At 60.2% G+C, this 20,680-nt stretch carries 17 protein-coding genes; 5 read left to right on the forward strand and 12 right to left on the reverse strand.

Features of this window, described 5'->3' with window-relative positions:
* Positions 1-26 precede the first annotated feature (26 nt).
* The 5 genes from WA845_RS16775 to WA845_RS16795 are packed head-to-tail and all read left to right on the forward strand — an operon-like array spanning position 27 to position 4,389.
* Positions 27-875: an ABC transporter permease gene (locus tag WA845_RS16775; RefSeq protein ID WP_004444540.1), complete on the forward strand. Its 849-nt coding sequence runs from the start codon at positions 27-29 to the stop codon at positions 873-875.
* Between the two features lies 1 nt (position 876).
* Positions 877-1,701 carry an ABC transporter permease gene (locus WA845_RS16780; RefSeq protein ID WP_004444541.1) on the forward strand — a complete coding sequence of 275 codons (825 nt, stop codon included), beginning with the start codon at positions 877-879 and terminating at the stop codon, positions 1,699-1,701.
* Between the two features lie 9 nt (positions 1,702-1,710).
* Complete coding sequence (locus tag WA845_RS16785; RefSeq protein WP_034497853.1) at positions 1,711-2,745, forward strand: ABC transporter ATP-binding protein; 1,035 nt, start codon at positions 1,711-1,713, stop codon at positions 2,743-2,745.
* Between the two features lies 1 nt (position 2,746).
* The gene (locus WA845_RS16790; RefSeq protein WP_174150438.1) at positions 2,747-3,583 is read left to right on the forward strand and encodes a glycerophosphodiester phosphodiesterase; all 837 of its coding nucleotides are present in this window, start codon (positions 2,747-2,749) and stop codon (positions 3,581-3,583) included.
* The gene (locus tag WA845_RS16795; RefSeq protein ID WP_034497857.1) at positions 3,580-4,389 is read left to right on the forward strand and encodes an inositol monophosphatase family protein; all 810 of its coding nucleotides are present in this window, start codon (positions 3,580-3,582) and stop codon (positions 4,387-4,389) included. The genes WA845_RS16790 and WA845_RS16795 overlap by 4 nt, the downstream gene beginning before the upstream one ends.
* Before the next feature lie 39 nt (positions 4,390-4,428).
* Here WA845_RS16795 and WA845_RS16800 read toward each other — a convergent pair whose 3' ends face one another.
* From WA845_RS16800 to WA845_RS16855, 12 genes are all read right to left on the reverse strand, one after another.
* A complete protein-coding gene (locus WA845_RS16800) occupies positions 4,429-6,240 on the reverse strand; it encodes an ABC transporter ATP-binding protein (protein ID WP_337322461.1) in 1,812 nt (603 codons plus the stop codon).
* A 4-nt stretch (positions 6,241-6,244) separates the two neighbouring features.
* Positions 6,245-8,029, reverse strand: a complete 1,785-nt coding sequence (locus tag WA845_RS16805; RefSeq protein WP_112552828.1) for a gamma-glutamyltransferase family protein — start codon at positions 8,027-8,029, stop codon at positions 6,245-6,247.
* Positions 8,030-8,050: 21 nt separating this feature from the next.
* The gene (locus WA845_RS16810) at positions 8,051-8,923 is read right to left on the reverse strand and encodes an ABC transporter permease (RefSeq protein WP_162699385.1); all 873 of its coding nucleotides are present in this window, start codon (positions 8,921-8,923) and stop codon (positions 8,051-8,053) included.
* A gap of 12 nt (positions 8,924-8,935) precedes the next feature.
* On the reverse strand, positions 8,936-9,883 hold the full coding sequence (locus tag WA845_RS16815; RefSeq protein WP_337322462.1) for an ABC transporter permease: 948 nt from the start codon (positions 9,881-9,883) through the stop codon (positions 8,936-8,938).
* 67 nt (positions 9,884-9,950) lie between these two features.
* The gene (locus WA845_RS16820) at positions 9,951-11,459 is read right to left on the reverse strand and encodes an ABC transporter substrate-binding protein (RefSeq protein WP_034497869.1); all 1,509 of its coding nucleotides are present in this window, start codon (positions 11,457-11,459) and stop codon (positions 9,951-9,953) included.
* Positions 11,460-11,536: 77 nt separating this feature from the next.
* Positions 11,537-12,298 carry a FadR/GntR family transcriptional regulator gene (locus tag WA845_RS16825; RefSeq protein WP_034497871.1) on the reverse strand — a complete coding sequence of 254 codons (762 nt, stop codon included), beginning with the start codon at positions 12,296-12,298 and terminating at the stop codon, positions 11,537-11,539.
* Positions 12,299-12,451: 153 nt separating this feature from the next.
* Positions 12,452-13,339 carry an aldose 1-epimerase gene (locus tag WA845_RS16830; protein WP_112552826.1) on the reverse strand — a complete coding sequence of 296 codons (888 nt, stop codon included), beginning with the start codon at positions 13,337-13,339 and terminating at the stop codon, positions 12,452-12,454.
* On the reverse strand, positions 13,326-14,513 hold the full coding sequence (locus WA845_RS16835) for a galactarate dehydratase (protein ID WP_022563876.1): 1,188 nt from the start codon (positions 14,511-14,513) through the stop codon (positions 13,326-13,328). Before WA845_RS16835 ends, WA845_RS16830 begins: the two co-directional genes overlap by 14 nt.
* A gap of 42 nt (positions 14,514-14,555) precedes the next feature.
* Positions 14,556-16,280: an ABC transporter ATP-binding protein gene (locus WA845_RS16840; RefSeq protein WP_162719081.1), complete on the reverse strand. Its 1,725-nt coding sequence runs from the start codon at positions 16,278-16,280 to the stop codon at positions 14,556-14,558.
* A gap of 8 nt (positions 16,281-16,288) precedes the next feature.
* On the reverse strand, positions 16,289-17,413 hold the full coding sequence (locus WA845_RS16845) for an ABC transporter permease (protein WP_004444561.1): 1,125 nt from the start codon (positions 17,411-17,413) through the stop codon (positions 16,289-16,291).
* Positions 17,414-17,422: 9 nt separating this feature from the next.
* Complete coding sequence (locus tag WA845_RS16850; protein ID WP_003521681.1) at positions 17,423-18,409, reverse strand: ABC transporter permease; 987 nt, start codon at positions 18,407-18,409, stop codon at positions 17,423-17,425.
* Positions 18,410-18,530: 121 nt separating this feature from the next.
* Positions 18,531-20,480, reverse strand: a complete 1,950-nt coding sequence (locus WA845_RS16855) for an ABC transporter substrate-binding protein (RefSeq protein ID WP_037092956.1) — start codon at positions 20,478-20,480, stop codon at positions 18,531-18,533.
* Between the last annotated feature and the right edge of the window lie 200 nt (positions 20,481-20,680).

The following is a 20,680-nucleotide window of genomic DNA, read 5'->3' on the forward strand; positions in this document are numbered from 1 at the left end:
TCGCAGAAGGAGCGGCTCGCACGCTCATGGACAATACGTCAGGCAGGAGGCCAAGCGGCCTCCTGCTCGTTGCCATACCCGTATTCCTGATGATCTGGCTCGTTATATGGCCAGCGATCAACGCCATCGGCCGCACTGTCTGGCGCATCGACGCCAATGGTGAAACGCGTTTCGACCTTTCCAGCTACGCCTTTTTCTTCTCGGACCGCTACAGTCTCGACAATCTTGCCGTGACATTGTGGACGACGATGGTCTGCGCGATCCTCCTGCTGGTCATCTGCCTGCCTATCGCGCTTTACCTGCGCTTTTCGCAGGGCCGCCTCTCGGCCTACGTGCAGGCGCTGGCCATATTCCCGATGTTCGTGCCCTCCATCATCCTCGCCTTCGCCTTCATCCGCGTTCTCGGTCCGAACGGCATGGTTGACATATTGCTCAACGCCGTCGACCTGCCGAAAATCCGCACGCCCTATCTCACGCCCTGGGGACCCGTCATCGGTCTTGTCTGGGACAATATTCCGCTGACCGTGCTTATCCTGCTCGCGGGGCTGGGAAGCGTTGCCAACCAGTCGGTAGAGGCGGCGCGGGATGTCGGCGCAAACGCGCTGCAGGTTTTCTGTCACATCATCCTGCCACGCATTACCAATTCCATTCTCGTGGCGCTTTCCTTTTCGGTGCTCGGCATTTTTTCCTCCTTCACCCTTCCATATCTTCTCGGACCGGCCTCTCCCGAAATGCTTGGCCCTTTCATGCAGCGCACGCTGCGCGAAGTGCAGGATCCCATCGGCGCCATGACACAGGCCGTCATCGCTTTCGGTTTCTGCATTGCTTTCGGCCTGTTTTATGTGCGTTCGGTCGCGCGCAACCAGGGGAAATGACATGACGACGATGACGCGGGCTCGAGCCCGCATGGACTGGCCAGGCATTTTTTTTGCTACGCTTCTCACCATCGCCATCGTCGGGCCGCTGCTTGTTGTGGGCACATGGGCATTCACCGAGGTCTGGCGTTTCCCCAATGTCATCCCACAACAGTTCGGTTTCCGGTTCTGGGGCCAGACACTTGGCCGCGCTGACGTGTGGAACGCTTTGATGCTGAGCCTGCGGCTGACGACGGTTGTGACGCTGCTTTCGGCGGTGATCTGCCTTCCTGCCGCATACGCCTTCGCGCGTATGAGCTTTCCCGGCCGCAACCTCCTGTTCTTCTCCTTCCTCGCCGGCCACGCCTTTCCGAAATTCGGGCTTCTGGTGGCAATTGCCGCCATTTTCCTGCAGCTCAACCTCATCGGTACCTTCTGGGGCGTCGTTCTCATCCAGCTGGTCGGCACGCTGATGTTCATGATCTGGATTCCCGTGGCGGCCTTCCAGGCCGTCGATCGGCGCATGGAAGAAGCCGCCCGGGATGTCGGCGCCAGCCCGCTCAGGGTCTTCTGGTCAATTACCCTGCCACAGGCGGGACCGACTATTGCCGCCGCCGTTATGCTGAGCTTCGTTGGTACTTTTTATGAGACCGAAGGTGCATGGCTGATCGGGGCGCCCGGCATTCGCACGATGCCGGTCTTGATGATCAGCTACATCAACAACCAGATGGTCATCCAGTATGGTGCAGTTCTGTCCGTCCTGCTCTGGGTGCCATCCTTCATCGCCCTCATGTTCGCCCGCCGCGTCATCGGAGGCGGCGCATTTGCCCGCGGTTTCGGCGGTTAGGAAATCTACATGTCCGTACTCCACATTCGCCAGGTCACGAAAAGCTTTTCCGGTGGCACCAAGGCAGTCGACAGTTTCTCGCTCGATGTCGCTGATGGCGAACTCGTCTGCCTTCTCGGCCCCTCCGGTTCGGGAAAATCGACGCTGCTGCGCATGGTTGGCGGGTTCGAGCAACCGACAGGCGGGCAAATCACCATAGATGGCGAAGACGTCACCCGCCTGCCTCCGGAGCGGCGGCCGACCGGCATGGTATTCCAGAGCCACGCGCTCTGGAGCCACATGAATGTGTTCAAAAACCTTGCTTTCGGCCTCAAACTGCGCCGCATGCCGGCTGCCGTGATCAGGGAGAAAGTGGAGGCCGTGCTCGAACTCGTCGGTCTCTCCGGTTATGGCGAGCGAGCCACGAGCCAGCTTTCGGGCGGCCAGCAGCAGCGTGTGGCGCTTGCCCGCTCGCTGGTTCTGGAGCCGAAAATCCTGCTTCTCGACGAGCCCTTCGCCAGTCTCGACCAGCATCTGCGCGAAAGGCTGCGGGAAGAGGTTCGGGATATACAGCAGCGTCTCGGCATCACCACGCTGTTTGTTACCCACGGCCAGGATGAAGCGCTTTCCATGGCAGACCGCATCGTCGTGATGGCGAATGGCAAGACCGAACAGATCGACCGGCCGAATGTGATCTACCGGGAGCCGAAGACCCCGTTCGTCGCCGGCTTCATCGGCACCATGAACCTGATTGAGGGCATGGTTTCAGGTGGGAACTTCATGCGCGCTGGCTTCACCTTTCCGCTTCCCGTCTCTGATGGCCCGACCATTCTCGCCGTTCGCCCGGAAGCCATCGATCTGGCGACCTCCGAAACACCGGAGGGGAGTGTGCACCGGGTGACGGATTATGGCACCCATGGCCTTGTCGACCTTGATCTGACCGATGGTACCAGGATCAAATCCATGGTCTCCCATCCGGATATGTTCCGGGCGGGACAGGGGGTACGGATTTCGCCCCGTTCCATCACGGCCTATCGCGACAACCGCCCGATCTACCGGAGCTGACATGACCCATCCGATAGTCATCGACCGCAACGGCCACAAAACCTGGCTCAAATGGCACCGCGGCCGCCGCCGTGCTTCCGATCCGGTCTTTACGGGGGAGCGCATCATCGAAGCGATGCGGCTCGGTGCAAGCATCGAAGTCGATCTCGTCATTCATGCCGATCACGGTTGCGCCGTTTTGCATGACCGGACGCTGGAGCGGGAAACCACTGGCACCGGCCGGGTACGAGATACATCCGCCGCAACCCTGCGACAGCTTCACCTGCGCGATAATGACGGCCAGCCAATCGCTTCGAAAGTGATGTTGCTCGAAGACCTTTGCGCCCTGCTTGCGGACGACACCGTTCATCCCGACGCCCTGCTACAGCTCGATTTCAAGGAAAACCGGCAGGCGCTTGCCCCACAGGTAGTCGCCGGCTTCGGGATAAGCGTTTCACCCATCGCAAAGTCGGTGATCCTGTCAGGCGGCGATTTCGACGCTATTACCGCGCTGGCTCGCTCGGCCCCCGGCCTTCGCACTGGCTATGACCCCTGCCATCGCGGCACCCTTGCAGAGTTGAAGGCAAGCGGAAACTATCTGGGCTTCATCGAAGACGCCCTTGCCACAGCACCCGATGCGGACATGATCTACCTCGCGTACGAGATCGTGCTTGCAGCTGCGGATGCTGGTGTCGATATCATCGCCCCGATCCATGCCGCGGGCCGCCGTGTGGATGTTTGGACGATCAACAGCGTCACGCCGCAATCCACTGATGCAGTCGAGCGGCTCTTGAGGCTGAAGGTGGACCAGATCACCACCGATGACCCGGAAGGGCTCGCAGAGGTTTTCAGAAAATGACAGTCAATTACAGCGCCATCCTCGAGCACATGGTCGCCACCGCCCGCGAAGCCGGCGCACTGACGCTCGACCATTTCCGGCGCTTTCGCGACATCGAGATTGGCGTCAAGGGGCCGGGAGACTTCGTTTCCGACGCCGACAGGGATTCCGAGACGCTGATCCGAAAGCGTCTGCTCGGCCAATATCCCTGGGGACTAACCGGCGAGGAATTTGCGCCTGTGGAAGGAGCCGATCAGGATCATCGCTGGCTGGTCGATCCAATCGACGGCACCACCAATTTCCTCTTCGGCCAACATTACACGATCACCATCGCGCTCAGGCGCGGCAACGAGACCATATGCGGACTGGTCTACAATCCCGTCTCCGACGAAATGTTTACGACGATCAAGGGCGACGGCGCCTATCTCAACGGCGAGCGCCTGCAGGTCAATGCCAGCACGGATGTTGCCTTGATGTGCGTCGGCACCGGCCTGCCGACGCCCAATCTCCAGCTTTATACCGGCGCCTATCAGCGCCTCGACGCAATCCGCGCCCCCATCGGCGCGGTCCGTGTGGTCGGTAGCGCCGCCAATTCATGCGCTTACGTGGCCTGCGGCCGGCTGACCGGTTATTATGAGGAAACCGGTTTCGTCGACACCGCAGCCGGCATCCTGCTGGTGCAGGAGGCGGGCGGAATCGTGACCGACTGGTGGGGTCGCGGTCCGGAATTCTACGAAAAGACGGGCACGCTGATCGTCGCCAATCCCGCGACCCATGCTTACTTGATGGAGCACCTGCGAGGCGTTCCGCTCAAGAACCCGGCATAAAAGCTTCTTCTTCGAATCATTGATACCGCAGCACCCGCCTCAGGCCACCTGCACCAGATGGCCGGGCGATACCGTCCTGTAGTTTCGCGCAGGTGTTTCATATCCCATAGCCCGTATCGGGCTCTTCAGCTCGTCATTGGATATGCCACGCCTTATCCCCCGCCTCGACGGATCGGGCACTGGCACAGCCGCCATTAGCTTTTTTGTGTAGGGATGCTGCGGATTGTCAAAAACAGCGGCCCGCGGGCCTATCTCGACGATCTCCCCCAAATACATCACCGCGACACGATGGCTGACACGCTCCACCACTGCCATGTCATGCGAGATGAACAGAAAGGCGAGGTTGAGGCTCTGTTGCAGGTCGAGCAGCAGGTTGCACACCTGCGCCTTGATCGAGACATCGAGCGCCGACACACTTTCGTCGGCGACGATAACCTTCGGATCGAGGGCGAGCGCACGGGCAATGGCGATGCGCTGGCGCTGGCCGCCCGAAAATTCATGGGGGTAGCGATTGGCCATGTCGGCTGAAAGCCCGACCTTTTCGAGAAGATCGGCGGTCTTTTCCTTCGCCTGTTTCGCGGTGCCCAATTTATGCTTGATGAAGGGTTCGGAAATTGCCGTACCCACCGTCATGCGCGGATTGAGCGAGGAGAACGGGTCCTGAAAGATCATCTGCACGGATTTGCGCATGTTGCGGAGCCCGACCGTATCGAGACGCATCACATCATAACCATCGAGTGACACATCGCCGGACGACGGCTCCACAAGCCGCATGATCGAGCGGCCGGTGGTGGATTTGCCGCAGCCGGATTCGCCCACAAGCGACAACGTTTCACCCTGAAAGAGATCGAAGGAGACGTTTTCAACGGCGTGAACCGCACCCGTCTGGCGCGCCAGCAGGCCGGACCGGATGGGAAAACGCGTCACGAGGTTCTTCACCGACAGGACCGGCGTCTGACCGCTCGCAACGGTCTCCGCCACCTCCTGAGGCTCGGCCGAAAGACCGGTCTTCATGTCGAGCACGGGAAAACGCGTCGGCCATTGCCGGTCACGCATCGAGCCGAGCTTCGGCACCGCCGAAAGCAGCGCCCGTGTATAGGGATGCTTGCCGCGTTTGAATATCTCCTCGGTCGGCCCGGTCTCGACCTCGTCGCCGCGATACATCACGATCGTCCGGTCGGCGATTTCGGCCACGACGCCCATGTCATGCGTGATGAAGAGCACCGACATGCCCTCATCTTCCTGCAGCAGTTTTATCAGGTCGAGGATCTGGCCCTGGATGGTCACGTCGAGCGCCGTCGTCGGCTCGTCGGCGATCAGCAGTTTCGGTCGTGAGGCGAGCGCCATGGCGATCATCACGCGCTGGCGCATGCCGCCTGAAAACTGGTGCGGATATTCGTCGAAACGGCCCGCCGCGTTGGGAATTCGGACCTTTTCCAGAAGCCGCACCGTCTCGGCCCGCGCCTCGTGTTTCGAAAGCCCCTTATGGCGAATGAGAACTTCCGAAATCTGACGGCCGATGGTGAAGATCGGATTGAGCGACGTCATCGGCTCCTGAAAGATCATCGAGATATCGTTGCCGCGTACACCGCGCATTTCCTTTTCGGAAAGCGAAAGCAGATCGCGGCCGTTAAGGAGCACCTCGCCTTCTATCCGGCTGGAGGCCGGGGCAAGCAGGCGCATCAGCGACAGCGACGTCACGGATTTGCCGGAACCGGATTCCCCGACAATGGCGACGGTTTCACCGGGCGCGACATCAAAGGAGACATCACGCACGACACTCTTCCATGCGCCATCGACAAGGAAGGAGGTGGTGAGGTTGCGGACGGAGAGGACTGGTTTTGTCTCCATGGTTTCACCGTCCTACCGCATAGGCCTGCATCAACCGCGGTGTTGCGGCGGCGCGCAGCAGGCCGTCCGCATCGCGGCGCGCCGCGGTGAGCCGCCCCACCGACCAGGCATCGGCAACGGTAACCCGGTGGCCACGACGGCGAAGCTCGGCGAGCGTTGCCTCGCCCACTGTGCCCTCCACCATGATTTCACCCGGTGAACTGGTGCGCGGATAAAACGAACCCGGAAAATGCGAGGTATGGAACAAGGGCATGTCGATCGACGCCTGCAGGTTCTTGCCGTGGTGGGCATAACGCAGGAAGAAGGGCAGCTGCCACTGGTCCTGCTGGTCGCCACCCGGCGTACCGAAGACCATGGAAGGCCGGCCCTGATGCAGCGCAAGCGAGGGCGTCAATGTGGTGCGCGGGCGTTTACCCGGCGCAAGCGAGGTCGGCAGGCCTTCCTTCAGCCAGAACATCTGGGCGCGGGAATTGAGCGCGAAACCGAGGCCGGGCACTATGGGGGATGACTGCAGCCAGCCGCCCGATGGCGTGGTGGAAACCATGTTGCCCCAGCGGTCGATGACATCGATATGCACGGTGTCACCGCGCTTTTCGGTCAGATGCGACATGGTCGGCTCGTAGACGGTGCCCTTGCCGCTCATTTCCGCCAGCATCGCCATTGTCGCGTCCACCTGCTTTTCGTAACCCGGCACGATGCCTGGGCGCAGCTCCAGCGAGGCCTCGCTGCCAATCAGCGCGCGACGTCCGGCATTATAGCCTTCCGACAGGAGATATTCCGTCGGAATCTGCCCGAATTCCGGATCGCCGTAATAGACTTCGCGGTCAGCAAAGGCGAGCTTCATGGCTTCGACGATGGTGTGGATGAAATCGGGACCGGACGGGTCCATGGCCGCAATGTCGAAGCCCTTCAGCAGCGCAAGCGATTGCAGCAGAACCGGACCCTGCCCCCAGGCTGGCGTCTTGGCAATCGTCCAGTCGTGATAATCGAGCGTCTGCGGCGCTTCCACGGTAGCGCTCCACCCGGCCATATCCTGCGCGGTCAGCACACCCTTGTGCCTTGTGCCGCTGGCATCCATCACCTCTGAAGTGCTGACGTAACTGTCGATGGCTTCCGCAACGAAACCCCGGTAGAAGGCATCGCGCGCCGCCTCGATCTGGTTTTCGCGGCCAGAACGCGCTTCAGCTTCAGTGATGATCCGCTGATAGGTCGCCGCCAGAACAGGATTACGAAAATTGGCGTGGGGCTCCGGTGCGGCCCCGCCCGGCAGCCATGTTTCGTAGGAAGTCGGCCATTCCTTTTCGAAGAAATCGGCTAGCCCCTTGATGGTGGCAGAGACACGCGGCAGCGTCGGATGCCCTTGTTCGGCATAATAGATGGCCGGTTCCAGCACCTCACGAACGGTCATCGTGCCATAGTCGCGCAGCATCAGCATCCAGCCATCGAAGGCGCCGGGAATGACGGTGGCGAGCAGCCCGTCGCCCGGGATGAGTTTCAGACCTTCCGAAGTATAATGTTCAATCGTCGCACCGCTCGGAGCCGGGCCCTGGGCGCAGATGACCTCCACCTTGTCCTTCTGCTTCGAATAAAACACGGCGGGCATATCACCGCCCGGACCGCACAGATGCGGCTCGACGATCTGCAGCACGAAGCCGGTGGCGACGGCGGCGTCGAAGGCATTGCCGCCCTTCTCGAGGATTGCCATGCCAACCGCCGAGGCGATCCAGTGGGTTGAGGTGACGACGCCGAAGGTGCCAAGGATTTCAGGGCGTGTGGTGAAATCAGTCATTCCGATATTCCTTGTAAAAAATCATGCTTCGCGCGGATCGAGCGCATCGCGCAGGCCATCGCCCAGAAGATTGAAACCGATGACGACGAGGAAGATGGCAATGCCGGGCCACATCGTCATCCATGGCGCCTGGCTCAAGAAGTTCTTGGCGGTGTTCAGCATTGAACCCCAGGAAGGTGCGGGCGCCTGCTGGCCAAGGCCGAGGAAGGAAAGGCTCGCCTCCGCGATGATCGCGGTCGCCACCGTCAGCGTCGCCTGCACGATGATCGGGGCAAAGACATTCGGCAGGATGTAGCGGGTCATGATGTCGATGTGGTTGAGGCCGATAGACCTTGCACCCTCGACATAATCCTCCATCTTGACGGCCAGCACCTGCCCGCGCGTCAGCCGCACGAAGATCGGCATGGCGGAAAGGCCGATGGCGATCATCGCATTGGTAAGGCTCGGGCCGAGGAAGGCGGCAAGCGCAATCGCCATGATCAGGAACGGCATGGCCAGCAGCGCTTCGGTAATGCGGGAGATAACCATATCCACCCAGCCGCCAAAATAACCGGAGATCAATCCGAAGGGGACGCCGATCACCACGGCGATCATGACGGAGACGACGCCGGCCATCAGCGAAGCGCGGGCGCCATAGATCATGCGCGAGAGAATATCGCGGCCGAGATCATCCGTGCCGAGCCAATGGGCCGCCGACGGCGCCTTGCGGATGGCCGACCAGCTGGTCGCGACGGGGTCGGCAATCGGCAGTATCGGCGCGGCAATCGCCAGCACGGCGAAAAACACGACGATGATCAAGCCGGCGAGCGCCGACTTGTTGCGCTTCATCTTTTTCCAGGCGCGGCTTTCCTGCCGTGTCGCCGGTATCGAAAGGTTTTGATCCAGAACGGTCATGATATCAGGGCCTTAGATTGTCGCCCTGAGGCGGGGGTTGAGCAGGACATAGGCAATGTCGGCCAGCAGGTTCATGAGGATGAAACCGACGGCGGTGCAAAGCACGATGCCCTGCACGACGGCATAATCACGGGTGAAGACCGCATCCACGGTCATCTTGCCAAAGCCCGGGATCGTGAAAATTTGCTCCGTCAGAACCGCACCGGCCAGCAGTTCGCCGAAGAGCAGCGCCAAGAGCGTGATAACGGGCAGAAGCGCGTTGCGGAAACTGTGAGACAGGATGATTTCGCGCGGGGAAAGCCCCTTGGCGCGGGCGGTGCGGATGTAATCGGAGCTCAACACCGCCACCATCGCCGAACGTGTATGGCGCATCAGCGTCGCCGCCAGTGCATTGCCCAGCACGAAGGCGGGCATGATCATGGTTTCGATGGAGCGGACAGGGTCTACGAAGATCGATTCGTAACCCGATGCCGGCAGCCAGCCGAGTTTCACCGACACCAGCAGAATGAGCATGATGCCGAGCCAGAAATTCGGGATGGACAGGCCGGAAAGCGCCACGATATTGGCCGTGTAGTCAATCCACGTATTCTTCTTGACGGCGGCCAGAATGCCGATGGGAATGCCGATGATCATCGCAAAGAACATCGCCATGACAGCCAGCTGAATGGTCACCGGCAGCTTCTGGCCAATCAGTTCCAGAACCGGCTGGTTCCCGCGTAGCGAAATGCCGAAATCACCCGTCACCACGCCGCCGAGCCAGTTGAGATATTGCATCGGCACGGGGTCGTTGAGGCGATATTTTTCCCGCAGGAATTCAATCGTGGCGGGGTCGCGCTCTTCGCCAGCCATCGCCAGGATGGGATCGCCCGGCAGGAGTTTCTGCAGGGAAAAAACGAAAATGGAAATGATCAGAAGCGTCGGGATCGCGACCAGCAGTCGCTTGCCGATATAAACAGGCATGGCATTGCCCCCGTTTTGGTCCGGTCTTGGCGGCCGCACGGCAAGCCGTGCGGCCTATGCGAAGGGATCAGTCCTTGGAAACGCCGAGAAGACGGATCATGCCGTCAGGCGAAGGCGCCCAGCCCTTGACCTTTTTGGAGATGGCATAGGCATAAGGCTGGTGGCCGAGATAGATGATCGGCATGTCATCGTTGAGGATGACGCTTGCGGCGTCGTATTTTTCCTTGCGGACTGCGTCGTCGGTCGAAGCGCGGGCCTCGTTCAGCAGCTTGTCCACTTCAGCATTGCAATATTTCACATCGTTAATGCCGCCCTTGCAGGTGACGAACTGGTGCAGGTTGCCATCGGGATCGATACGTCCCGACCAGTCGGAGCGGCTGAGCTGATAATTGCCGGCAGTCTGTTCGGAAAGAAGCGTGGCAAATTCCGTGGCCTTCAGAGTGACGTTGAAGCCGGCCTCCGCCACCATGGACTGGATGACCTGCATCATCTGCGTCTGCGTGGTGTTGTTGGCATGCTGAAGCTCAACATCCAGGGTCTCGTAACCCGCCTCCTTCATCAACTGCTTGGCCTTGTCGATATCACGCGGCGGAACCGGCAGGTTCTGGTTGAACCAGGGGCTTGTGGGCGGATATGCCTGATTGCCGGCCTTGGAGGTGCCTTCAAAAACAATCTGGCCGATCGCTTCGCGATCGATCGCGTAGGAAAAGGCCTGACGCAGACGCTTGTCCTTGCCGAGCGGATTGTCAGCGCGTGCCCCATTGTTGATGTTGACATACATGGCCATGTAGCCCGGTCCGATGACATCGGCATAGTTCAATTTGGGATCATTCTTGACGGATTCCGCATCGGAAGCCGAAATGCGCTCGGCGATATCGAGATCGCCGGCACGAAGGTTCGCAAGCTTCACGGTCGTATCGGGGATCGGCAGATACACGACCTTGTCGACGAGGATTTTGTCCTTGTCCCAATAGTCAGCAAATTTTTCGAGTACGATGCGATCCTGCTGGATGCGCTCGACAAATTTGAACGGTCCGGCGCAGACTGGCTTGGAACCGAAATTAGCGCCCAATTCCTTCGCCGCTTTCGGTGCGACGATCATGCCGGCGCGGTCGGAAAGCTGTGCCAGCAGGGTAACGTCGGGCGTCTTCAGGGTGAATTTGACTTCCAGCGGCCCGGTCGCCTCGACTTTCTCGACAGACGACAACTCGCTCTTGCGGCGAGATTCCGGCAGCGTCATGTTGCGCTCGATGGTGGCGACAACCGCCGCCGCATCAAGTGTTTCGCCATCGTGGAACTTGACGCCATCGCGGATTTTCATGGTCAGAACCTTGCCGCCTTCGGACCAGGCCCATTCGGTGGCAAGCTGCGGCACGATCTTCATGTCCTGCGAGATATCAACCAGCTTGTCGCACATGGCGGTGTAAACGATGCGGCCGACAAAGGTGCGCGATTGCGCGGGGTCGAGCACATCGGCATCGTCATTGAGGCCGATGCGCAATTCGGACGATAGCGCCGGCGAGGCCAGAAATACGCTTGCCAACAGCGCCACAGTCAATGTCTGGATTTTCTTCATGTTCGTTCCTCTGGTCAGGTTATTTTGACTTTTTGTCATTGGCCGCCCGTAAGGGACGACAGTTTTCATCCGTGGCCTCAAGAGGCCTCAGTCATAGAACTAACAGCTTCGGCCGCATTGCCCTTCCCGACGCCTTCCTCCAGGAAGCCGAGAGACGTGGCGCGGATCAGCCTTTCCTGATGCATGAGAAGATGCTGACGCATGGCTTCACCGGCTCTGGCGGGATCACGGTCGGCGATGGCGTCGACAATGGCCATATGCTGTTCGAAAGACGCCCTGCCGTTTGCGCCGCTGCGCCGGGCAAGCTCCCGTATCGACTGCCAGGCATCATCCTGACGTACGCGGTTGATGACATCGAAGATGGACAGGAAAAGCTTGTTGCCAGCGCTCTGGGCAATCTGGCGATGGAGCGAGCCATCCCATAATTCCTTGGCATCGGCATCCGTGCTCTGGCCGGTTTTTTCGACAAGGGCGCGCATGCGCTCCACCTCGTCCGGCTTGGCGCGCATGGCCGCGAGCTGCGCCAGCTGCGGCTCGATGCGCAGGCGCACTTCCATGATTTCCATGAAATCCGTCCCGGCGACCAGTTCCGTGACCTGGGCGGACCAATCATCCGGTTTTTCACCCACAAAGGTTCCGGCCCCCTGCCGCCGCCATATGAGGCCTTCGGCTTCCAGAACCTCAAGGGCGCGACGAACCGCACGACGGCCGACATTGAAGGTTTCCGCGAAGGCCCGCTCCGTGGGCAGGCGACGGTCTTTCGCAAGATCCTGCGTCTGAACGTACTCCCGCAACTTCGCAAGCGCGTAGTTGGAGTTGTCGTTGGGGTTCACCGTCACGTCGCACCATTTACCGAACCAATCTTACATTGGTTCATTTGGTGAGAAATTTTCGCCGTCGTCAAGCTTATTTTTAAGCGGCAATAACTGACGCTCAAAATATGGGCATGTGGCGTTTTTGAAGGTGAACGGCGGGCGCTGGGCGATTGGGCGCTATAGACGCACCCGCCCCTCCTGAAGATCGATGGAGAGCCTGATGCGCCCCGACAGGCGCTCGCCGGGGCCGACGGTCATCAGACCCTGCCCTTCCCGCTGCGCCTGAGGCAGGCCAAGCGCTCCGGCGGCCATGGAAACGGGCTCAAGACAGAGATAACGTTCCATGCGGTGTACGGCGAGATGGCCGAAAACCGCATCGGCTTCGAGCCGTAGTGAAAACCTGTCGAAGTCGACCTGTGCGCTTGACCAATCGGTGAAATGCAATGTGTATCCCGCTGCGGCGGGAATGGCGGGTTTCGGGCGAGGTGCCGGCGGCTGGCCGGTTGGCACGTTCTGCGCGTCCAGCGGATATTGCAGTTTGGCGTCCGTCCGCGCATCGCAACCGAGCCCGGCCGCCAGATAGGGATGCCAGCCCAGCGACACCGGCGCAGGCACATTAGCGCGATTTGTTATCGACAATTCCACGGTCATGCTGTCGTCTTCCAGCAGGAAAGACTGCTCGGCGCGGAAGGAAAACGGCCACTCTCCGTCAGCCTCGTAGTCCAGTGCCAATGCGACCCGATCCGACGACAGGTCCGAAATCTCCCACGGCCGGCGGTGAGCCGGGCCATGCATGGCGTCAGGCGCAAGCGCCGGATGCGGCAGCAGGTCATGGCGGATACCCGTATGGACGAAGGACCCGCGATAGAGCCGGTTGTGATAGGGAAACAGCGGGTATGCGCCGGCCCTCGGCCAGTTGAACGGCTCGAAATCCTGCTCCGTTGTCGGCACCAGAATATCACCGTAGTCCGCGTGCCACAGATGGGTCATCCTACCACCCCAAGCAGGGCGCAGGCGGGCATAGAGCCGCCCGCAGGCAACCGTAACCATTTCAGGCGAAGGCATAGGAGCCGTCAGGCCGTTTCGGCACCCGTCTTTGCCAATGAACATAGCCATCTTCCTGCATGGCTTTTTCATCCATCTCGACACCCCAGCCCGGGCGGTCGGGCCTCAGCTCCAGATATCCGTCCTTCGGCAGATAGGGGTCGACGACATAGCGGGTTTCGTCCTCGCGTTTTTCGAGATCGGTGCCGCCATAGACGTAGCATTGCCCTTTCGGCAGCCGGTATTCGAGAATCCGGAAATTCTGCTGGGCAGCGGAAAAATGCACGTTGACGGCGGTGGCGAGCGGTCCCATCGGGTTATGCGGCGCGATGCTGACGAAGTGGGCTTCCGCGAGCGTGGCGATGCGGCGCATCTCCGAAATGCCGCCGACGACGCAGATATCGGGCTGGATGATATCCGCACCCTTTACCTGAAGAAGACGCAGGAACTCATTGCGATTATAAAGGCTTTCACCGGTTGCCAGCGTGCAGTTCAGCCCCTGTTTCAGGTCTCCCCACATCTCGATGTTTTCCGGGCGCAAAGGCTCTTCGAAGAAAAGCGGATCGTAAGGGGCAAGCGCATTGCCAAGCTGGCGGGCGGCCGCTGGCTCGAAAATCTTGGCATGGGCGTCAAAGGCGATGTCGTAGTCCGGCCGCACCGTTTCGCGAAGCGAACGGAAATACTCGGCGGAACTGCGCACCACCTCGCCCCAGCGATGGGCGTGGATATCGAGGCGCCACGGGCTGAGCTTGAAGGCCGTGAAGCCCCAATCCTCGTTGAGACGGTCGAATTCCTCCTTTGCCGCCGGCGCATCCGGAGCGGTGTAGACACCGGCATAGACCTTGATACGGTCGCGCACTTCGCCGCCCAGCAGCTTGTAGACCGGCACGCCCGCCGCCTTGGCCGCTAGGTCCCAGAGGCAATGATCGAGCGCCGAGATCGCCGACAGACCGAGCGCTCCAGGCGGAAAGCGGTTCTGCTGGAGCAGGAGATTATAGAGATACTCCACCCTTGTCGGATCCTGACCGGCGAGGAATCCGTAGAGGTAATCCAGCACCGGCGGCAGGGCGAGATCGGGGCCGTGATTGTAACATTCACCCCAGCCGGTCAAACCGTCATCGGTATCGAGAGCGACGATGACACGGGGGCGGTCCTTGTCGCGGGTGACGAATACCCGCATGCGATCGATTTTCATGCTTCAGTCTTCCTCATGAATTGCAGCGTGCGAGGCCCGGCATCATCGCGCGACGGCCCCGTTCTTGACTTCGGATGGTTCGACGTAGCGGAATCTGCGGGTACGGTCCCGGTCGCGTGGGTCCGGGCGCGGAATGGCGGAAAGAAGCGCCTGCGTATAGGGATGATCCGGCGCGTTGCAGACCTTTTCGGCGTCTCCCACTTCCACCAGCTTGCCGCGATACATCACACCTACGCGGTCACACATATAGCGGATGACGCCGATATCATGACTGATGAAGATATAGGCGAGCCCCAGCTCGTCCTGCAGCCGCATCAAAAGATCCAGCACCTGGAACCGCACCGAAACATCGAGCGCCGAAGTCGCCTCATCCGCCACAATGATACGCGGCTTCAGGGTTATGGCGCGGGCGATGCCGATGCGCTGGCGCTGGCCACCGGAAAAAGCGTGCGGGTAACGCTCACGTCCGGCCGGATCGAGACCCACCTGCTCCATCAGCGCGCAGACACGCTCATCCAACTCCCTGCCCCTGGCAATGCCGTTGACCAGCAACGGCTCGCCGATGACCTGTGCCACGGTCATGCGCGGATTGAGCGAGCCGAACGGGTCCTGGAAAACCATGCGCAGCTCACGCCGTGCGGCTTTCAGCTCGGCGCCTTCTATCCTGGCCAGATCGACCACGCTGCCATCTGCCCGGCGATAGAGCATCGCGCCGCCGGTCGGATCGTAAAGGCGCATGATGGAGCGGCCCATGGTGGTCTTGCCGGAGCCGCTTTCGCCGACGATGCCGAGCGTCTCGCCCGGCAATAGTTTGATCGACACGCCATCCAGCGCCTTCATCTCGCCGAAATGCATGGAAAGGTCATTCACTTCGAGCACCGGCGCGGCCGTGAGATCGAGCGGAGGTCGCGCAAGCCGGATTTCAGCCTTCCGCTCCAGCTTCAGCACGGAGCCGATCAACATGCGGGTATAGGGGTCCTGCGGATTGTGGAATATCTCATCCACGGTTCCATATTCCTTGGCGACCCCATGGTGCATGACCAGCACGTCGTCGGCAATCTGCGCCACCACACCCATATCGTGGGTGATGAACAGCACCGCCATGCCATGCGCCTTTTGCAGCCGCGATATCAGGTCGAGGATTTCGGCCTGTGTCGTCACATCGAGCGCCGTCGTCGGTTCGTCGGCGATCAGAAGCTGCGGTTTGCAGGCCAGCGCCATGGCGATCATCGCACGCTGGCGCATGCCTCCCGAATATTGGAAGGCGTAGCGATCCAGCGCCTTTTCGGGGTTGGGGATTTCCACCTGGCGCAACAGTTCGATGGCCTCGGCGCGCGCCTCACCCTTGCTCATCTTGAGATGCAGCCGCAGGACCTCGGTGATCTGGTCACCAACGGTATGCACGGGTGAAAGCGACGACATCGGCTCCTGAAAGATCATCGCGATATCAGCGCCGCGCACCGAGCGGATGGCACGGCTGCGCGGATCGAGCTTTGCCAGATCCAGAGAGGTGCCGTCGGCGCGGTTGAGGATGATCGACCCGGACGCAATGCGACCGGGACTGTCGATGATCTGCAGGATGGAGCGGGCGGTGACGGATTTGCCGGATCCGCTTTCGCCGACGACGCAGAGGGTCTTGCCGGGATCGATTGAGAAAGACAGGTCGTTGACGGCCCGGAAAACGCCGTTTCTGACCGGAAATTCAGTGACCAGATTGCGGACTTCAAGCAGCGGTTTGGCTGGCTTCATGGAAAGAATGTCGCTCATCCGGGGCCTCACTTGTTATAGGGGTCGGCTGCGTCGCGCAGGCCGTCGCCGAGCAGATTGAGAGCCATGACGGCAATAACGACAGCCACACCGGGCAGGAACAGCCAGGGTGCGGTTGCAATCGAGCGGATATTCTGCGCCTCGCGAAGCAAAACGCCCCAGGAAATCGTCGGCGGCTGCAGACCTAGACCGAGGAAGGACAGCGATGTTTCCGCAAGGATCATCGCCGGAACCGCAAGCGTGACCGAAGCGATAATATGGCTCGAAAAGCTCGGCAGCATATGGCGGAAGATGATGCGCCCTTCCGGCACGCCATCCAGCCGGGCCGCGGCCACGAACTCTTCGGTCCTGAGCGACAGGAACCGGCCGCGCACGACACGGGCGAGCTGCGCCCACCCGGTCAGGGACAGGATGATGGTGATCATCATATATTGCAGCGTGGCAGGCCAGCCCTGCGGAAGGGCGGCGGCCAGCGCCAGCCAGATGGGAATGGTGGGGAGCGACAGCACGAAGTCGATCACACGCTGCATGACGAAATCGATGCGGCCGCCGTAATAACCGGATATGCCACCGAGAACGACGCCGAGCAGCAGCGAGAAGAACACGCCAACAAGACCGATGGACAGGGAGACCTGCGCGCCCTGCACAACGCGACTGAAGACATCGCGCCCGAGACGATCCGCGCCGAAGAGGAACAACGGCCGCGTTTTGTCGGTGGATGCCAGCAGATGGAGGTCCGTGGTGAACAGGCCGAACACGGAATATTCGTAACCGCGACCGAAAAGCTGAACCGGGATTTTCTTCGCCGTATCCTCGACGAAGACCGCCGCAAGCGTCTCCGGATTGCGGGTCAGCTTCAGCGGATAATAGTGCAGCCCGAGCGAGAAACCCTCGGTCGTATCGATGAAGTGGACGCGCTGCGGCGGATGGAAGGTGGCGCGGGCATTCTGAAGCACCGGATCGTTAATGGCGAAGAAGCCCGGCACCAGCGCGACGATATACATGGCGATGGTGATGAACAGGGCGGCCATGGCCAGCTTGTGGCGTTTGAACGCCCACCAGATGAGCTGCCACTGCGAAGCGACGGCGGCGCGGTCCTGCCGGGCATTGGTGGTCATGGTAATATCGCTCATGGTGCCCTCCTATTCGAGCCGGATGCGCGGATCGACCAGCGCAAGCAGGATGTCGCTGATCAGCGAACCGATCAGCGTCAGCGCGCAGATCAGCAGCACGAAAGCGCCGGCGAGATACATGTCCTGCGCCATCAGCGACTGCAAAAGCAGCGGCGCGGCCGTCGGCAGATTGAGCACGATGGCGACAACCACGGAGCCCGAAATGAGATTGGGCAACAGCCATGCGATGGTAGAGATGAAGGGATTGAGCGCAATTCTGAGCGGATATTTCGTCAGCAGCTTGAACTCGGACAATCCCTTCGCCCGCGCCGTGGTTACATAGGGCTTGGGCAATTCATCCAGCATATTGGCGCGCATGACGCGGATGAGGCTTGCGGTGGAAGACACGGCAAGGATGGCGACCGGCAGCCAGATATGGGCCATCAGGTCCATCATCTTGGCGATGCTCCACGAGGCGGTCTCATATTCCGCGGAAAACAGCCCGCCAACATCGGCCCCGAACTCTACCGCCGCGACATACATCAGCACCAGCGCCAGCAGGAACGAGGGTATGGAAAGGCCGAAAAAAGAAAAGGCAGTGAAGAGATAGTCGCCTATCGAATATTTGCGCACGGCGGAGAAGACGCCAATGGGAAGCGCGATGGCCCAGGTTGCAAGAAGACTTGCGATGGCCAGAACCAGCGTCAGTGCCATGCGCTCCCAGATAAGTCCTGAAACCGGCTGCTGCCACTCGAACGAAATGCCGAAATCGCCGCGGCTGACGATGCCCCATATCCATTTCAGATATTGCACGATCATCGGGTCATCGAGGCCGAAACGTTCGCGCAGCTGCGCCGCCGTATTGTGGTCGATGACCTCGTTGGAGGCGGCCAGTGTGGCGATATAGGTCGTCACATAGTCGCCGGGCGGCAGCTGGATCAGGACAAAAGCAAGGAAACTGACGGCAAACAGGGACGGTATCATCCACAGCAGGCGTTTTACGATGAAAAGCAGCATGTCGTTCTCGCAATCACATTGTGTCGCACGCGCCGCCTTCCACTCAGGAGACGGGCTGTGGGTGGTCGAAACAACCTGAGAGGCGTCGCCGCGTTGCGGCAGCGACGCCCATGTGGCGTTATCAGCTTGTGAAGGTGAACTGTTGCGGCAGCGCCGGGCCGGGATTGGGCCAGGTCCAGCTGTCGGGTTCCGTTTCCGGCACGTTGCGCAGATTGTTGCGGATGATGCCGAAACCGCCCACCGCAAGGCAGAGGCCGATCGTTTCGAACTCTTCCGCCGCAATTTCGAAGATCTGCTTCATCTTCTCGCCGCGCTTGGCAAGGTCGGCCGTGGAGCGCGCCTCATCGAAAAGCTTGAAGCGCTTCTTCTGGCTTTCCGGCGGCTCCTCGCCCTTCTGGCCGTTGGATGTATACCAGAGCGCCCACGGAATGGCGTAACGCGACCCCTGCGGATGGAAGGCGAAGAAATCGCGCGGGTCGAGCATCGGATCGAGACCGCCGGGACCGGGCCAGACGGCGGCATCATGGGCGTTGTCATCGCCGCGTGTATAATAGAGCGCGCGTTCGATGGTATTGACCTTGATGTCGACGCCGATCTGCGCCCATTGCGCCTTCACCAGCTCTAGCGCATCGACCAGATCGGGATAGAGCGTCGGGATAACATCGATGGAGAAGAAGATCGGCTGGCCATCGGGACGAAGCCGCATGCCGTTGCCGTTCTTCTTGTCGTAACCGGCCCTATCGAGAAGGTCGTTCGCCTTGTCGGCGTCATATTCGGTGAATTGCCGTGCCAGCTTTTCATTGTACCAGGGATGTGTCGGGCGTGGCCCGGCCTGGTACCCTTCGCTTTGGCCGAAATAAACGATGTCGATGATTTCCTGCCGGTTGAGCGCAATGGACAATGCCTGACGGAAAGACTTGTCTGCAAACATCTTGCGCATTGCCGGGTCTTTGTGGGTGATGTTCAGGTAAATCTGGCACTGCTGCGCGGCAGACGGCACCAAAGTCAGCAGGCGGTAGTCACCCTTTTTCATGTTCTGCGACAGGGTCGGCTTGTTGGCGAGAACGCTGATATGGCGCTCCTGAATGTCGATCTTGCCGGAAATGACGTTCAGCATCAGCGATTCGACATCCTGCGAAATGCCGAAATTGATTTCGTTGATATAGGGTAACTGGTTACCTTCGGTATCGACCTGCCAGAAGTATGGGTTGCGGGTCATGACCACCCGTGTCGCACCGCCGGAGTAAGGCTCCTTCACCACCCATGGATCAAGCGTCGGCTTGTCGACATTCGACCAGCGGGAGGGAATTTCGATATCCCCGCATTTGGCGCGGAACAGTTCGGTCCAGCTGGAGACGCCCGCCGCCTTCACATCAGCATCAAGCGCCGTGTTGTATTTCGGCAGGAACTTGCTGCAATAGTGTTTGGGAAACAGCGTCGGATGCTGGCCGAGCGGCGTGGCGAGGTTTTCGAGATAAAGCGCATTCGGCGCGGCGAATTTGAACTTTACCGTGAAATCGTCGACTTTTTCGACATCAACCGCCTTGCCGGCCACGGAAAGCTGCGCCGGCGTGGCACTGTAAAGCTCCTTGTTCTTGATGCAGTCCTCGATGGCGAACACCACGTCATCTGCGGTGAAGGGGTGGCCGTCCGACCATTTTGCGCCCTCCAGCAAATGGAAGGTGAATTGCGAGGCATCGTCGTTGACCTCCCATTTCACCGCAAGGTTCGGCAGAACCTCGGTGAAATCCATGTTCCAGCGAACAAGGCCCTGATTGCCGACCATGCGCAGGATGCCGTTATGGTCCGACGAACCGCGCAGGCCACGGCGCAATGTGCCGCCATAGGTGCCGATTTTCTCGTGCGGCGTCACCACCATCGGATTTTTCGGCAGGCGTTCGGCCAAGGGCGGCAATTTGCCGTCCTTTACCAGCGCCTCCAGTTCCGGCGCCTGCTTGCCGGCAGCAGCCCGCGCCGAGGCTCCCATGACGGAAAGTGCGGCCACGCCGCCAACACCCGCCATAAAGGTTCGGCGCGTTACGCCCAGTGAAAATGCTTCGCCATCGCGCATCGACAATCCTCCCAAAAAATCACCGGCAGCGAGACGGCTTTCACCGAACCGCGACGGCCCTCCCGGCCAGCCAGCAAGCCGATCCTCCATCGGCAGGGGCAGACCATATGGGCGTTTGCAGATGATTACAAGTATTGACAGATTTTTACATCTTTTTTATCTGTAGGCCGGCTTTCAGGATCAGGCTTGAAGAAAAAATC

This window comes from Agrobacterium sp. CMT1, from assembly GCF_037203725.1.
GTDB lineage: Bacteria > Pseudomonadota > Alphaproteobacteria > Rhizobiales > Rhizobiaceae > Agrobacterium > Agrobacterium pusense.

Bases quoted from the DNA above. Each gene is read 5' to 3' on its own strand.
- WA845_RS16780 (WP_004444541.1), top strand. From the start codon at position 877: ATGACGACGATGACGCGGGCTCGAGCCCGCATGGACTGGCCAGGCATT.
- WA845_RS16790 (WP_174150438.1), top strand. From the start codon at position 2,747: ATGACCCATCCGATAGTCATCGACCGCAACGGCCACAAAACCTGGCTC.
- WA845_RS16805 (WP_112552828.1), bottom strand. From the start codon at position 8,029: ATGACTGATTTCACCACACGCCCTGAAATCCTTGGCACCTTCGGCGTC.
- WA845_RS16775 (WP_004444540.1), top strand. From the start codon at position 27: ATGGACAATACGTCAGGCAGGAGGCCAAGCGGCCTCCTGCTCGTTGCC.
- WA845_RS16840 (WP_162719081.1), bottom strand. From the start codon at position 16,280: ATGAGCGACATTCTTTCCATGAAGCCAGCCAAACCGCTGCTTGAAGTC.
- WA845_RS16830 (WP_112552826.1), bottom strand. From the start codon at position 13,339: ATGCCTTCGCCTGAAATGGTTACGGTTGCCTGCGGGCGGCTCTATGCC.
- WA845_RS16810 (WP_162699385.1), bottom strand. From the start codon at position 8,923: ATGACCGTTCTGGATCAAAACCTTTCGATACCGGCGACACGGCAGGAA.
- WA845_RS16820 (WP_034497869.1), bottom strand. From the start codon at position 11,459: ATGAAGAAAATCCAGACATTGACTGTGGCGCTGTTGGCAAGCGTATTT.
- WA845_RS16785 (WP_034497853.1), top strand. From the start codon at position 1,711: ATGTCCGTACTCCACATTCGCCAGGTCACGAAAAGCTTTTCCGGTGGC.
- WA845_RS16815 (WP_337322462.1), bottom strand. From the start codon at position 9,883: ATGCCTGTTTATATCGGCAAGCGACTGCTGGTCGCGATCCCGACGCTT.
- WA845_RS16835 (WP_022563876.1), bottom strand. From the start codon at position 14,513: ATGAAAATCGATCGCATGCGGGTATTCGTCACCCGCGACAAGGACCGC.
- WA845_RS16795 (WP_034497857.1), top strand. From the start codon at position 3,580: ATGACAGTCAATTACAGCGCCATCCTCGAGCACATGGTCGCCACCGCC.
- WA845_RS16850 (WP_003521681.1), bottom strand. From the start codon at position 18,409: ATGCTGCTTTTCATCGTAAAACGCCTGCTGTGGATGATACCGTCCCTG.
- WA845_RS16845 (WP_004444561.1), bottom strand. From the start codon at position 17,413: ATGAGCGATATTACCATGACCACCAATGCCCGGCAGGACCGCGCCGCC.
- WA845_RS16800 (WP_337322461.1), bottom strand. From the start codon at position 6,240: ATGGAGACAAAACCAGTCCTCTCCGTCCGCAACCTCACCACCTCCTTC.
- WA845_RS16855 (WP_037092956.1), bottom strand. From the start codon at position 20,480: ATGCGCGATGGCGAAGCATTTTCACTGGGCGTAACGCGCCGAACCTTT.